This is a genomic window from Streptomyces sp. NPDC003943 (assembly GCF_053605265.1).
Genome location: NZ_JBSGIW010000007.1, coordinates 118,985 through 132,446, shown reverse-complemented (window position 1 = coordinate 132,446; position 13,462 = coordinate 118,985). Strand labels below are relative to the sequence as shown.

10 protein-coding genes and 1 pseudogene are annotated in these 13,462 nt (G+C 67.6%); 5 read left to right on the top strand and 6 right to left on the bottom strand.

All coding sequences use genetic code 11. From position 1 onward, the window contains the following. Positions 1-84: 84 nt before the first annotated feature. The 3 genes and pseudogenes from ACWEV0_RS05175 to ACWEV0_RS05165 all read right to left on the bottom strand — a co-directional run. Positions 85-951: pseudogene (locus ACWEV0_RS05175) on the bottom strand (Yip1 family protein); the annotation flags it as partial. Positions 952-1,108: 157 nt separating this feature from the next. Then, positions 1,109-3,364: a (Fe-S)-binding protein gene (locus tag ACWEV0_RS05170; protein ID WP_453146590.1), complete on the bottom strand. Its 2,256-nt coding sequence runs from the start codon at positions 3,362-3,364 to the stop codon at positions 1,109-1,111. 120 nt (positions 3,365-3,484) lie between these two features. Further along, positions 3,485-4,042 carry a sugar transferase gene (locus ACWEV0_RS05165; protein ID WP_453146588.1) on the bottom strand — a complete coding sequence of 186 codons (558 nt, stop codon included), beginning with the start codon at positions 4,040-4,042 and terminating at the stop codon, positions 3,485-3,487. Positions 4,043-4,260: 218 nt separating this feature from the next. Here ACWEV0_RS05165 and dnaK point away from each other — a divergent pair, with 218 nt between their 5' ends. The 4 genes from dnaK to ACWEV0_RS05145 are packed head-to-tail and all read left to right on the top strand — an operon-like array spanning position 4,261 to position 8,397. After that, positions 4,261-6,105 carry a molecular chaperone DnaK gene (dnaK, locus tag ACWEV0_RS05160; protein WP_453146586.1) on the top strand — a complete coding sequence of 615 codons (1,845 nt, stop codon included), beginning with the start codon at positions 4,261-4,263 and terminating at the stop codon, positions 6,103-6,105. Beyond that, positions 6,105-6,734 (top strand): nucleotide exchange factor GrpE, encoded by a 630-nt coding sequence (gene grpE / locus ACWEV0_RS05155; protein ID WP_453146584.1) that lies wholly within the window; start codon positions 6,105-6,107, stop codon positions 6,732-6,734. The genes dnaK and grpE overlap by 1 nt, the downstream gene beginning before the upstream one ends. Before the next feature lie 30 nt (positions 6,735-6,764). Further along, positions 6,765-7,946, top strand: coding sequence for a molecular chaperone DnaJ (gene dnaJ, locus ACWEV0_RS05150; protein WP_453146582.1), 1,182 nt, complete (start codon positions 6,765-6,767; stop codon positions 7,944-7,946). A 4-nt stretch (positions 7,947-7,950) separates the two neighbouring features. Continuing rightward, positions 7,951-8,397: a heat shock protein transcriptional repressor HspR gene (locus tag ACWEV0_RS05145; protein ID WP_453146580.1), complete on the top strand. Its 447-nt coding sequence runs from the start codon at positions 7,951-7,953 to the stop codon at positions 8,395-8,397. A gap of 554 nt (positions 8,398-8,951) precedes the next feature. Here ACWEV0_RS05145 and ACWEV0_RS05140 read toward each other — a convergent pair. Both ACWEV0_RS05140 and ACWEV0_RS05135 read right to left on the bottom strand, forming a co-directional pair. After that, positions 8,952-10,292, bottom strand: coding sequence for a VanZ family protein (locus tag ACWEV0_RS05140; protein WP_453146578.1), 1,341 nt, complete (start codon positions 10,290-10,292; stop codon positions 8,952-8,954). An 81-nt stretch (positions 10,293-10,373) separates the two neighbouring features. Continuing rightward, positions 10,374-10,775, bottom strand: a complete 402-nt coding sequence (locus tag ACWEV0_RS05135) for a hypothetical protein (RefSeq protein WP_453146576.1) — start codon at positions 10,773-10,775, stop codon at positions 10,374-10,376. 533 nt (positions 10,776-11,308) lie between these two features. Between ACWEV0_RS05135 and ACWEV0_RS05130 the strand changes: the two genes are divergently transcribed. Further along, complete coding sequence (locus ACWEV0_RS05130; RefSeq protein WP_453146574.1) at positions 11,309-12,295, top strand: helix-turn-helix transcriptional regulator; 987 nt, start codon at positions 11,309-11,311, stop codon at positions 12,293-12,295. Positions 12,296-12,464: 169 nt separating this feature from the next. On the opposite strand, the gene ACWEV0_RS05125 is transcribed toward ACWEV0_RS05130, so the two are convergent. Beyond that, positions 12,465-13,448 (bottom strand): helix-turn-helix transcriptional regulator, encoded by a 984-nt coding sequence (locus ACWEV0_RS05125; RefSeq protein WP_453146572.1) that lies wholly within the window; start codon positions 13,446-13,448, stop codon positions 12,465-12,467. Between the last annotated feature and the right edge of the window lie 14 nt (positions 13,449-13,462).

Here is a 13,462-nt window from a genome sequence, read left to right as displayed (position 1 = left end):
GGGCGTGGCGGGCGGGCGCGAGCGTCGACTGCGGGTCGCCGGCGGGCGGAATGGTCCACGTGACGGTGGGACTGAAGGTGCCCGTGCTGTTCCCAGCTTGATCAGGCTCAGCAGGCCCACCAGCTGGATCGCCGACGCGCCCAGCGCCTTCGGCCACGGCAGGTCGTGCGAGCGGCTCACCATCACCGTGAAGAGCGCGCCGGCCGCCAGCCAGGTCAGCCAGCCGAGGACCTGGACCAGGCCGTTCTCGCCGCCCAGGAAGAGGGCGAAGAGGAGGCGCGGGGCGTCCGTGATCGACATGATCAGCATGGACAGGCCGACGGTCGGCTGCCAGGCGCCGTCGCCGCCGAGCTGGCGGGCCACGGTGTGGGTGACGGCGCCCAGGATCAGGCCGCCGATGACGAAGCCGACGCCGGTCAGGAGGACGTACGGGACGGCGGCCGACAGCGTGGCGTTGATCGCCTCCTCGCGGGCCTGGTCGAAGCCGAAGATCGCGAGCGCGCCGTAGAGGAACGTGACGATCAGCGCCGGGCCCCACACGGCGTGGTCCCGCGTCCGCAGGAAGGTGTCCGCCGGGCGCAGCACGATGCCGCTGAGGAGGGCCTTCCAGGGCAGCCGCGGGCCGCTCGGTACGGGGGCTGGGGCGCCCTGGGCCCCGTACGGGTCGTACGGGTCGTCGTGGACGCTGAAGACCTGGGTGTGGCCCGGGTTGTTCGCGGCGTAGTGCTGCTGCGGGTACTGGCCCTGCGGCGCGTGCGGCTCGCCGAAGTACTCCGGCTCCCCGTACGCCTGCTGCTGCGACCACTGCTGCTGCGGCGCCTGCTGCCGCGGTCGGCGCTGCTGCTGCTGCGGGTACCCCGGCGGGGGCGCCTGGTACCCGTACGGCGCCTGCTGCGGTTGTTGTTGCGGGGGGCCACCGGCCCGGCCGCGTCCGTTCCTGAATCCAGCCACGTCCATGAACGTACCCGGTTCTGACGGTGTCTCGCCTCCTCCGAGGGGACTACGGGGAGAGTGCGGCAGAGCTGTGACATCCCCTAGGGGACGACGGAGGGCCGCCCCCGCGCATCCGCGGGAGCGGCCCTCCGTCAGGTACCGAACGTACCGGCGCCTACGCGTCCGCCGGCTCCGGCTCCGCGGCCGGCTCCTCCGGCTCCACCGGCGTCTTCACCGAGTCGAGCAGCAGCTGGGCGACGTCCACGACCGTCACGGACTCCTTGGCCTTGCCCTCGTTCTTCTTGCCGTTGACCGAGTCGGTCAGCATGACGAGGCAGAACGGGCAGGCGGTGGAGACGATGTCCGGGTTGAGGGAGAGGGCCTCGTCGACGCGCTCGTTGTTGATGCGCTTGCCGATCCGCTCCTCCATCCACATCCGGGCGCCGCCGGCGCCGCAGCAGAAGCCGCGCTCCTTGTGGCGGTGCATCTCCTGCTGGCGCAGGCCCGGGACCTTGTCCATGATCTCGCGCGGGGGCGTGTAGACCTTGTTGTGGCGGCCCAGGTAGCACGGGTCGTGGTAGGTGATGAGGCCCTCGACCGGCGTCACCGGGATCAGCTTGCCCTCGTCGATGAGGTGCTGGAGCAGCTGGGTGTGGTGGATGACCTCGTAGTCGCCGCCGAGCTGCGGGTACTCGTTGGCGATGGTGTTGAAGCAGTGCGGGCAGGTGGAGACGATCTTCTTCGCCGACTTCGGCTTCTTGGTCGTCTCGTCCTCGTCGTCCTCGCCGAACGCCATGTTCAGCATCGCGACGTTCTCCTGGCCGAGCTGCTGGAACAGCGGCTCGTTGCCCAGACGGCGCGGGGAGTCACCGGTGCACTTCTCCTCGCCGCCCATGATCGCGAACTTGACGCCCGCGATGTGCAGCAGCTCGGCGAAGGCCTTGGTGGTCTTCTTGGCGCGGTCCTCCAGGGCGCCGGCGCAGCCGACCCAGTAGAGGTAGTCGACCTCGGTGAGGTCCTCGACGTCCTTGCCGACGATCGGGACCTCGAAGTCGACCTCCTTGGTCCACTCGACGCGCTGCTTCTTGGCGAGACCCCAGGGGTTGCCCTTCTTCTCCAGGTTCTTGAGCATCGTGCCCGCCTCGGACGGGAACGCGGACTCGATCATGACCTGGTAGCGGCGCATGTCGACGATGTGGTCGATGTGCTCGATGTCGACCGGGCACTGCTCGACGCAGGCGCCGCAGGTGGTGCAGGACCACAGGACGTCCGGGTCGATGACGCCGTTCTCCTCGGCGGTGCCGATCAGCGGGCGCTCGGCCTCGGCGAGGGCCGCGGCGGGGACGTCCTTGAGCTGCTCGGGGGTCGCCTTCTCGTCGCCCTCCATGGTCTTGCCGCCACCCGCGAGCAGGTAGGGCGCCTTGGCGTGGGCGTGGTCGCGCAGCGACATGATGAGGAGCTTCGGCGAGAGCGGCTTGCCGGTGTTCCAGGCCGGGCACTGCGACTGGCAGCGGCCGCACTCGGTGCAGGTGGAGAAGTCGAGGATGCCCTTCCAGGAGAACTGCTCGACCTGGGAGACGCCGTAGACGTCGTCCTCGCCCGGGTCCTCGAAGTCGATCGGCTTGCCGCCCGACGTCATCGGCTGCAGCGGGCCGAGGGCGGTGGAGCCGTCGGAGTTGCGCTTGAACCAGATGTTCGGGAAGCCGAGGAAGCGGTGCCAGGCGACACCCATGTTGGTGTTGAGCGAGACCGTGATCATCCAGGTGAAGGACGTGACGATCTTGAGCGCCGCGAAGAAGTACGTGAGGTTCTGGATCGTGCTCAGGTCGGCGCCGTCGAGCGCGCTGATCAGCGGGTACGAGGCGAAGAAGCCCGGCTCCCAGCTGGTCACGTGGTGCTGGACGCCCTCGAGCGCGCGCAGCGTCATGATGCAGACGCCGACGATGAGGATGACGGCCTCGACGAAGTACGCCTGGCCGGTCTTGGAGCCGGCGAAGCGGGACTTGCGGCCGGCCTGGGTCGGCTTGCTGAGCTGGCGGATCACGATGAGCGTGACGATGCCGAGGACGGTCATCAGGCCGAGGAACTCGGTGAAGAGCTCGTACGGCAGCCAGTCGCCGATGATCGGGATGAGCCAGTCCGCCTGGAAGAGCTGGCCGAAGGCGTTGACGATCGTGAGCAGCAGCGAGAAGAAGCCGACCGCCACGAACCAGTGCGCCACACCGACGACGCCCCACCGGTTCATCCGGGTGTGGCCGAGGAACTCCTTGACCAGGGTGATGGTGCGCTGCTTGGGGTCACCGGTACGCGTTCCCGCGGGCACCGGCTGACCGAGCCGCACGAAGCGGTAGATCTGCGCGATGGCGCGGCCGAACAGCGCGACGGCTACCACCGTGATGACGATCGACACGACGATCGCGGCGAGTTGCATGTGGGGCTCCTCGGGCGGGCCTCAGCTCAGGGCCTACTAAGCGGTAACTTATTTAGTCCGTGCTGAGATTACCCGTTGGGGGCGCCGCACTGTAGCGGAGCTTGCGGTGATCTGTGTCGCTCAGGCAACCCTTGCCGTACGGGCCGGTGTCCGGCCCGTCGTGCCGCCTGCCCTGCGACGTCTACGGACTGCTGGCAGCGTACGCGCCAGGATCGCCAGGTCCATCCCCAGCCAGTGATGGTCCACATAGTGGAGGTCCAGGAGCTCGCGCTCCTCCCACGGTAGCTCCGAACGTCCACTGATCTGCCACAATCCGGTCATTCCGGGCCGCACGGAGAGCCGTCGCCGGCCGTCGCCGGTGGACTCCCGGTGGCCGGGGGCCAGGGGGCACGGCCCGACCAGCGACATCCGGCCCCGTACGACATGGAGCAGCAGCGGCAGCGAGGCCAGCGGGCTCTTCGTGCGGAAGGTCAGCAGGGTGAACGTGGTCCCGCCGCGGCCCGCGACCGGGCGCCGGCGCAGCACCGCGCGGGTGTCGCCGGTGCCCAGGGTCAGGGACAGGGCGACGGCGGCGATCAACGGGGCCAGCAGGACGAGGAGCGCGAGCCCCACGGTGACGTCCAGGGCGCGCTTGACGTCCGGTGTGCGCCTGACGTCCAGCGCGCGCTTCGCCGTCATCTATCCACACTTTCCGGTTCCGGGCGAGAACATGGGATATGTCCGGACCCTCTCACGAGCGGGTCCCGGGAACGGGGAATGACGCGCGCCCGACCTCCTGTTGAGCGGATACGAGGACGAAGAGTTGAGTCGACTCCACTCAGGTCTGTTGACTCGCACCCGTCCCTCATGCATCCTTGAGTCAGTTCCACTCAAGTCAGTCAGCTGGAGGAATCGAAATGGCACGTGCGGTCGGCATCGACCTGGGTACGACTAACTCCGTCGTCAGCGTTCTGGAAGGCGGCGAGCCCACCGTCATCACCAACGCCGAGGGCGCCAGGACCACGCCGTCCGTCGTCGCCTTCGCCAAGAACGGCGAGGTGCTCGTCGGCGAGGTCGCCAAGCGTCAGGCGGTCACCAACGTCGACCGGACCATCCGGTCCGTGAAGCGCCACATGGGCACCGACTGGAAGATCGAGCTGGACGGGAAGAACTTCAACCCGCAGCAGATGTCCGCCTTCATCCTCCAGAAGCTGAAGCGCGACGCCGAGGCGTACCTGGGCGAGAAGGTGACCGACGCGGTCATCACCGTCCCGGCGTACTTCAACGACTCCGAGCGCCAGGCCACCAAGGAGGCCGGCGAGATCGCGGGCCTCAACGTCCTGCGCATCGTCAACGAGCCGACCGCCGCCGCCCTGGCGTACGGCCTCGACAAGGACGACCAGACCATCCTCGTCTTCGACCTCGGTGGCGGCACCTTCGACGTGTCCCTCCTGGAGATCGGCGACGGCGTCGTCGAGGTGAAGGCCACCAACGGTGACAACCACCTCGGTGGTGACGACTGGGACCAGCGCGTCGTCGACTACCTGGTGAAGCAGTTCGCCAACGGCCACGGCGTCGACCTGTCCAAGGACAAGATGGCCCTCCAGCGTCTGCGCGAGGCCGCCGAGAAGGCGAAGATCGAGCTGTCCTCCTCCACGGAGACCACGATCAACCTGCCCTACATCACGGCGTCCGCCGAGGGCCCGCTGCACCTGGACGAGAAGCTCACCCGCGCCCAGTTCCAGCAGCTGACCGCCGACCTGCTCGAGCGCTGCAAGACCCCGTTCCACAACGTCATCAAGGACGCGGGCATCCAGCTCTCCGAGATCGACCACGTCGTTCTCGTCGGTGGCTCCACCCGCATGCCGGCCGTCGCCGAGCTCGTCAAGGAGCTGACCGGCGGCAAGGAGGCCAACAAGGGTGTGAACCCGGACGAGGTCGTCGCCATCGGCGCCACCCTCCAGGCCGGTGTCCTCAAGGGCGAGGTCAAGGACGTCCTGCTCCTCGACGTGACCCCGCTGTCCCTCGGCATCGAGACCAAGGGCGGCATCATGACCAAGCTGATCGAGCGCAACACCACGATCCCGACCAAGCGCTCCGAGATCTTCACCACGGCCGAGGACAACCAGCCGTCCGTGCAGATCCAGGTCTACCAGGGCGAGCGCGAGATCGCGGCGTACAACAAGAAGCTCGGCATGTTCGAGCTGACCGGTCTGCCGCCGGCCCCGCGTGGCGTCCCGCAGATCGAGGTCGCCTTCGACATCGACGCCAACGGCATCATGCACGTGACCGCGAAGGACCTGGGCACGGGCAAGGAGCAGAAGATGACCGTCACCGGCGGCTCCTCGCTGCCGAAGGACGAGGTCGACCGCATGCGCCAGGAGGCCGAGCAGTACGCGGAGGAGGACCACCGCCGCCGCGAGGCCGCCGAGACCCGCAACCAGGGCGAGCAGCTCGTCTACCAGACGGAGAAGTTCCTCGCGGACAACGCGGAGAAGGTCCCGGCCGAGGTCAAGACCGAGGTCGAGACCGCGATCGCCGAGCTGAAGGAGAAGCTCAAGGGCGAGGACACCGCGGAGATCCGCACCGCCACCGAGAAGGTCGCGGCCGTCTCCCAGAAGCTCGGCCAGGCCATGTACGCCGACGCCCAGGGCGCCGCGGGTGCCGCCGGCGCCGAGGGTGCCCAGCAGGCCCAGGCCGACGACGACGTCGTCGACGCCGAGATCGTCGACGACGAGAAGCCGAAGGGCGGCGCTGCCTGATGTCGGAGGAGACCCCGGGCTTCGAGGAGAAGCCCGACGTCCCCACCGACGGCACGCCCGAGGAGCCGAAGGCCGCCGACTCCGCCGCGAAGGCGGAGGGGGCGGCCCCGGCCGGGGACGCTACGGACGTAGCCCTGCTGGCGCAGCTGGACCAGGCCCGTACGGCGCTCGGTGAGCGCACCGGTGACCTCCAGCGGCTCCAGGCCGAGTACCAGAACTACCGCCGCCGCGTGGAGCGGGACCGGGTCACGGTCAAGGAGATCGCCGTCGCGAACCTCCTGACCGAACTCCTTCCCGTGCTCGACGACATCGGCCGGGCCCGGGACCACGGCGAGCTCGTGGGCGGGTTCAAGTCGGTCGCCGAGTCCCTGGAGACCGTCGCCGCCAAGATGGGCCTCCAGCAGTTCGGCAAGGAGGGCGAGCCCTTCGACCCGACGATCCACGAGGCCCTGATGCACTCGTACGCGCCGGACGTCACCGAGACGACCTGCGTGGCGATCCTGCAGCCGGGGTACCGGATCGGGGAGCGCACCATCCGCCCCGCGCGGGTGGCCGTCGCCGAGCCGCAGCCGGGCGCGCAGGGCAAGGCGGAGGAGTCGGACGACTCCGAGAAGGACAACGATCAATAGCCGTACCCGGGATCGGGAGGAGGGACGTCGATGAGCACGAAGGACTTCGTCGAGAAGGACTACTACAAGGTTCTCGGCGTCCCCAAGGACGCCACCGACGCCGAGATCAAGAAGGCGTACCGGAAGCTCGCCCGCGAGAACCACCCGGACGCCAACAAGGGCGACACCAAGGCCGAGGAGCGCTTCAAGGAGATCTCCGAGGCGGCCGACGTCCTCGGCGACCCGAAGAAGCGCAAGGAGTACGACGACGCGCGTGCTCTCTTCGGCAACGGCGGCTTCCGAGCGGGCGGCCCGGGTGCGGGCGGTTCGTTCAACTTCGACCTGGGCGACCTCTTCGGGGGCGCCCAGGGCGGGGCCGGCGGAGCCGGCGGCTTCGGCGGCGGCGGTCTCGGGGACGTCTTCGGCGGCCTGTTCAACCGGGGCGGCGGCGCGGGCGCGCGCACGCAGCCGCGGCGCGGCCAGGACGTCGAGTCCGAGGTGACGCTCAGCTTCACCGAGGCCATCGAGGGCGCCACCGTCCCGCTGCGGATGTCCAGCCAGCAGCCCTGCAAGGCGTGTTCGGGCACCGGCGACAAGAACGGCACCCCGCGGGTGTGCCCGACCTGCGTCGGCACCGGACAGGTCTCGCGCGGCAGCGGCGGCGGCTTCTCGCTGACCGATCCCTGCCGGGACTGCAAGGGCCGTGGCCTGATCGCCGAGAACCCCTGCGAGGTCTGCCACGGCAGCGGCCGCGCCAAGTCGTCCCGCACCATGCAGGTGCGGATCCCGGCGGGCGTGTCCGACAACCAGAAGATCCGGCTCCGCGGCAAGGGCGCGCCGGGCGAGCGCGGCGGGCCGAACGGCGACCTGTACGTCGTCGTGCACGTCGACGCCCACCCGGTGTTCGGCCGCAAGGACGACAACCTCACCGTCACGGTGCCCGTCACGTTCGACGAGGCGGCGCTCGGCGGCGAGATCAGGGTGCCGACCCTGGGCGGCCCCGCGGTGACGCTGAAGCTGCCCGCCGGCACTCCCAACGGCCGCACCATGCGCGCCCGCGGCAAGGGCGCCGTCCGCAAGGACGGCACCCGCGGCGACCTGCTGATCACGGTCGAGGTCGCGGTGCCCACGGACCTCGACGACAAGGCGCGTGAGGCCCTGGAGACGTTCCGCGAGGCAACGGCGGGCGAGGACCCCAGGGCAGAGCTGTTCCAGGCCGCGAAGGGAGCATGAGCAGATGGACCGTCGCCGCAACCCCTATGAACTGACGGACGAGACACCGGTGTACGTCATCTCGGTGGCGGCCCAGCTGTCCGGTCTGCACCCGCAGACGCTCCGTCAGTACGACCGCCTCGGTCTGGTCTCCCCGGACCGCACGGCGGGCCGGGGCCGCCGCTACTCGGCCCGTGACATCGAACTGCTGCGCACCGTCCAGCAGCTGTCGCAGGACGAGGGCATCAACCTGGCCGGCATCAAGCGCATCATCGAACTGGAGAACCAGGTCGCGGCCCTCCAGGCCCGCGTGGCCGAGCTCTCGACGGCGGTCGAGGGCGCGGCGCAGGCGATGCGCCAGCGCGAGGCCCAGGTCCACGCCTCGTACCGGCGCGACCTGGTCCCGTACACCGATGTGCAGCAGGCCAGCGCCCTGGTGGTGTGGCGTCCGGGACACAAGCGCGGCGAGTGAGTCCTTCTGCTCGGGCTCGGCAGCTTCACGACGAGGCCCCCTCCGCTCCGGCGGAGGGGGCCTCGCGATTTTGGACGCGGCTACGGAATCACGGAAGCTCCGCCATCTCGATTAGTGCTGGACACGGCCCCAACACCCGGCCCAAGCACCTTCACCCGCGATCACGCCAGATGGCGAGGGGGCGATGGTAGTGACGGGCGGCATGCGGAGGACGACAGCGGTGTCGGCGTAGCCGTCTTCGACGAGTTCCTCGAACGCCGTCGGCTAGCAGGCGCTCCCCTTTGATCCGGTTCAGCAGCCGGTGGGTCCGGTCCAGCTCGCATGCCCGGCCTTTTTCCGCTAGCGTCCAGCACCCCTGTTTCTCCAGCGGAGTGATCAGCCTTGTATGTACGCGAGCGCCGACTCGCGCGGCTCGGACCTGGCAAAACGATGCACGAAACTGCTCGTGCAGAGCCTCCAACTCACCCACCCGCGGCCGGACATCAGACAGTTTCCTACCTCTGAACAGACCAACGACCGACCTGCCCAACCGCACAGCAAAGATAGTTGCAGAACTAGTCGGCGCGCGGAGCCGTAGTCAGGCTGATCCGATCGTTGATCCTGCCGGTCACAGCGTCAACAAGAGCTGTTCTGGCATCCGTTGTGGTGCCACCGGGTTCACCGTCGTGGACAGAACCGTCCTGCGTGACATCCTTGGGAGTGATCACCCAGTACGGGTGCCAGTGGCCTTGCTCATCGCGTGCAGCGAGAAGCACGGACGAAGCCACCGGATGACCGCCGAGTGCCACGGAAGCGGCGCTGACGGCTTGCTCTCGGCTAATGCGCACCTTGGGTAGCGCGGGGTCCTTCTCGTTGCGTGCGGCGAATGACGCGACGCCGCCGCCAGGCCTGACTACTACGTCCACGTGCATCGGCATCATCACGTCGTCTTTGTAGCGGCGCCAGGACACGAGGCGTGCCTCGTCGCCGGGGCCGACTGCGCTGATGGACTGCTTTGCCGGAAGTACCCAGGGAAAATGATTGTCGATGAATGACTTCGCAACCTTGGCCGCTTCTTGGTCGGACACGTGTCCCTGCACGGGTGCTGCATGTTCAGGTGTTGGGTTGATGATTCCCGACTGTACTTCTCGTGAAGGCCATTCGATCATTAGGGAGCCCTTGTCAGTGACCAGCTGCACTGTTCCTGTGTCGTCGGGGCCCGCAGCGAACTGCACCTTCCTGACCTGGGCCGTGGGCGGCAGGAATTCCTTGGCTGCCTCCAGGGCCGCCTTCCGCTGCGGACCGGATGCGTCGTTAGCCCACGCTACTTCGGACATGACGGGTGTCACCATCATGGCGCAGAGCGCAGCGATGACGATCAAGGAGGTGGAGAAGGCTCGCATGAAGAGCCGGCCGGGCCTGGCGAGGTGAGTGCTGTGGTACCGGTGCCAGAGGATCAGTGCGGCTCCTGCGGTGCCGAGAAGAGCGCCGGTGCTGTTGGTGATCAAGTCGGTGCTGTCGCAGGCGCGGCCCATGCCCGGTGTGATGGCTTGGACGGTTTCGATACCAGCGGACAGTCCGAGGAGGGCGAGTGTGACAGAGATAGGGCGTCGCGTTAGCCACGTCCAGGCCGCCGCGGCGGGCATGAACAGCGTGATGTTCATGAGGCCCTGCGCGGTGGTGGCACCGATGAGGGGATTGCGCTCGATGTAGCAGACGTGGTTCGCGGGGGCGCTGGGGGAGAGCGGGTACAGCGTTGCTGTCACGATCAGCGCGGTCGACATCGCGGCCAGACAGCTAGCAACGAGCGGTTGATTCCCGGCGCGTGCCACGAGGAGACCGATGAGCGCGGTGAGAACGCAAACGCCGAGAACGGTGCCCACCAGGGTGTGGTCGTTAAGGAGGGTCTGGATCATGGGACTCTCGGTGGGAGGGTGGAAAGAGGAGTGCCCCCGCCCAGGATGGGGCGGGGGCAGTGCGATGGTGCTGGCTTCGCGTCAGCAGGCCGTCACAGGGGCGTTGTAGAACGTTCCCTGGCCGCTGACATTCATGAATCCGACAAGGTTCTGGCAGTCGGCAATGTAGACGTCCTTCCACGTAGCGCTCTTGCCGGCGCCGGCGGACTGGTAAAACCAGGAGCCGTAGTGGTTGCTGCTGTGGTAGCTATAGCCGAACTGAGCGTAGATGGTGCCGCCGCCGGACTTGTAGTAATAGTCGTTGACGTTCCAGTGATTCGTGTCGTAGCCCCGGGTGAGGTTGGTGTCGAGGTAGCCGTTGCTCAGGGTGGTGCGGGAGGCGTTGTAGCCAAAGTTGCCCCCGGCCATCGCTGCGGGGGTGGAAGCCCCCAGTGCCACGAGGGTTGCTGCGGTCAGGGTGATGACCTTCTTGCGAATGCTCATCGTCTCTCTTCTCTCATGGGCAGGCTCTTGTGGTGGACATGTATGAATGTGGACCGAGAGTGATTCAAATTCGCCCGCGCATCAGTAAAATGCGTCCGTTCCACTTTCATTCGGGTAGCCATCGCGGGCGGGGTGGTGAGCCTTTCCCTCCGGTAGTTCTGAGTAGGAGGCTCAGGCTCAGACTCAGTCTCAGTCCGGCTCCTTGGGCGTCGTAGGTGCGGTCGGGCGTCCCAAGTTCGGTTCTGTGCCGGTGGCTTGTGCCGGCTGGCGTCTGCGCGACTGCCGTAGACCGAAGGGCCACGGCGGCGATCAGGGCAACTCAGGAGAGCCCGCTTGCGACCCCGTTCTTGTTCTTCACATAGCGAGCTCCACCGCTTGAATTACTCCACACACGCCGAGGTTTACGCGTTGTCCTGTTGGCTTTTCGCATGGCCCCCACATCTCACTGACAGTTAGAATTTCGTATCAGCTATGGCGGTGCAAGCATTCAAGGTTGCCCATGGGCGCAATGCCCGGAGGCGCAGGGGGAGACTGTGGACGAAGGCCGCGAAACGGTGCCGGGGGCTGGCGAGCTGAGCTTGTCCGATGAAGACCTGAAGCTCTACAGCGAAGTGCTCAAAGAGAGTGTCGATGTCTCTGCGGATGATCCTCGACTGGAGAACCTCCGGAGCATCGGAGTCGTCTTCAACGAGCCCCTCTCCAACAGGCCCAGCGCGAGAAGCTTGTCGCAGGTCGAGCGAGACTTCTACGTCAAGGAGCTCGACGAGATCCGACTCCGTGTTCAGCGCATGAGGCAGATCGGACCGATCCTGGATGCCCTGGGCCAGGCGGCCTGCGGGAGCGAGACCTCAGCGAGCACCAACGTCGTCCAGGTTCTCAGGGACAAGAGGGCCATCAACGCCGTGATCCACAACGCCATCGAGCATTCTGGCATCGTCTGGTCGTCCCAGACCCGACCACGGGCGCTGGAAAGACTGGCGAAGTCCGCGGACCGCGACGTCGTCCTCCTGGAGAGGGGAGGTGTTCGGTACCGCACCCTGTACCCGACAAGCGCACGCACGAGACCGGCCGAGACGGAGTACGCGCGACGCACGGCCGAAACCGGACACGCCGAAAGCAGGACCTCCTCAAGGAACTTCTCTCGGATGATCCTCACTGACACGGTCGCACTGATCTCGGACATCCGTGTGGGCGAGGGTGCAGGCGAGCCTGCGATCACCATCCGGGACCCGGGGCTGCTTGCCTGGCTCCGGGAGCTGTACCAGCGTGAATGGGAAGCAGCCGACCCCTGGTTCCCTGCTCCGGCGAATGGCTCCACCGACCGTGAGCTGATCGAGCGCGACATCCTCGAGATGCTCTCCGAGGGTCGGACCCGGGAGTCGATCTGCCGCACCCTGGAGATCAGCCCCCGAACGTACACCAACTACATGGCCGCGCTGCGCGACCGATACGACGCCAGGACGAACGAGCAGCTGATGTACCGGATTGGCTGTCAACGGGCGGTGGGCGCCTCCGAGTAGTCATCGGGATCAGCGTCAGGGGTCCACGCGGCGACCACACGGCCCTCCCCGGTCGCGTCTACGCGTCCACGCGCAGCCCGGCGGCCGGTACGGGATCCGCAGCAGGCAGTTCCTGCCCGAGACGCGCAGGGTGCCAGCTGGCCGTCGCGGTCGACGCGGAGTGTCGAGGTCAGTCGTCCCCCTGGTCCAGGATGCCCGACTGGGCGATCAGGAAGCCGAGCTGGGCCCGGCTGCCGCTGCCGAGGGCGGCGGCGAGCTTGGCGATGTGGGCGCGGCAGGTGCGCACGTTCATGCCGAGGCGGCGGGCGATGGCCTCGTCGACGTGGCCTTCGACGAGGAGCCGGGCGATGGAGCGCTGGACGCCGGTTATGCCGTCCGTCTTGAGGTCGTAGGGGATCTCTTCCTTGATGGGGACGGCGAGTTGCCAGAACTGGTCGAAGACCCCGACGAGGTAGGCGACCAGCCCGGGGTGGCGCAGTTCGAGCGCCACCTGCCGGTCCTGGCGGGCCGGGATGAATGCGACCTCGCGGTCGACGATGATCAGCCGGTCGATGATCTCTTCGAGCGTGCGGACCTGGACTTCGGGGCCGACGTGTTCCAGGTAGGTGAGGGTGACTTCGGTGTGCCGAGCCGTGTGCTGGTAGAGGGTGCGCATCTGGATTCCGCGCCCCAGGAGCGGGCTGACCCGGCGCAGAGCCTCGCTGAGAGCGTGCGCGGGGCGGCCGCCGCCGGGCTGGACGGTCAGCAGTTCCTCACGGCAGTTCGCGACGACGCGGTCGAGGGTCGCGTTGATCCGGTCGATTCCTTCGAGCACGGAGATGGCGTGCGTGGACGGCGAGTCATGGGGGCTGATCGCCATGAAGGGCGCGAACGTGTCGGAGAGGGCGACGGTCAGTCGCCGGCGGTCGAGGATCTCGCGTTCGATGGGTTGGACGAGCTGCGCCAGGGCGGCGGACGGCGATACGGGCCGCAGCCATTGAGGGTCGTCCGGATCCGGGTGCAGGAGCGACAGATCGAGAAGGCAGGGTGCCTCCGCTACCTCTGACCGGGGTATTCGCCCTGCTCGCAACGCGGCTGCGTACAGCGCGGACCCCGCTTTGCACAGCTCTGCGTGCGAATGAGGGTGCCCGGTTTCGTACGTTTCTTTCCGCATATGTACACCCCCAT

Coding starts and splice junctions, on each gene's coding strand:
- ACWEV0_RS05170 (WP_453146590.1), bottom strand. CDS start 3,364: ATGCAACTCGCCGCGATCGTCGTGTCGATCGTCATCACGGTGGTAGCC.
- ACWEV0_RS05165 (WP_453146588.1), bottom strand. CDS start 4,042: ATGACGGCGAAGCGCGCGCTGGACGTCAGGCGCACACCGGACGTCAAG.
- dnaK (WP_453146586.1), top strand. CDS start 4,261: ATGGCACGTGCGGTCGGCATCGACCTGGGTACGACTAACTCCGTCGTC.
- grpE (WP_453146584.1), top strand. CDS start 6,105: ATGTCGGAGGAGACCCCGGGCTTCGAGGAGAAGCCCGACGTCCCCACC.
- dnaJ (WP_453146582.1), top strand. CDS start 6,765: ATGAGCACGAAGGACTTCGTCGAGAAGGACTACTACAAGGTTCTCGGC.
- ACWEV0_RS05145 (WP_453146580.1), top strand. CDS start 7,951: ATGGACCGTCGCCGCAACCCCTATGAACTGACGGACGAGACACCGGTG.
- ACWEV0_RS05140 (WP_453146578.1), bottom strand. CDS start 10,292: ATGATCCAGACCCTCCTTAACGACCACACCCTGGTGGGCACCGTTCTC.
- ACWEV0_RS05135 (WP_453146576.1), bottom strand. CDS start 10,775: ATGAGCATTCGCAAGAAGGTCATCACCCTGACCGCAGCAACCCTCGTG.
- ACWEV0_RS05125 (WP_453146572.1), bottom strand. CDS start 13,448: ATGCGGAAAGAAACGTACGAAACCGGGCACCCTCATTCGCACGCAGAG.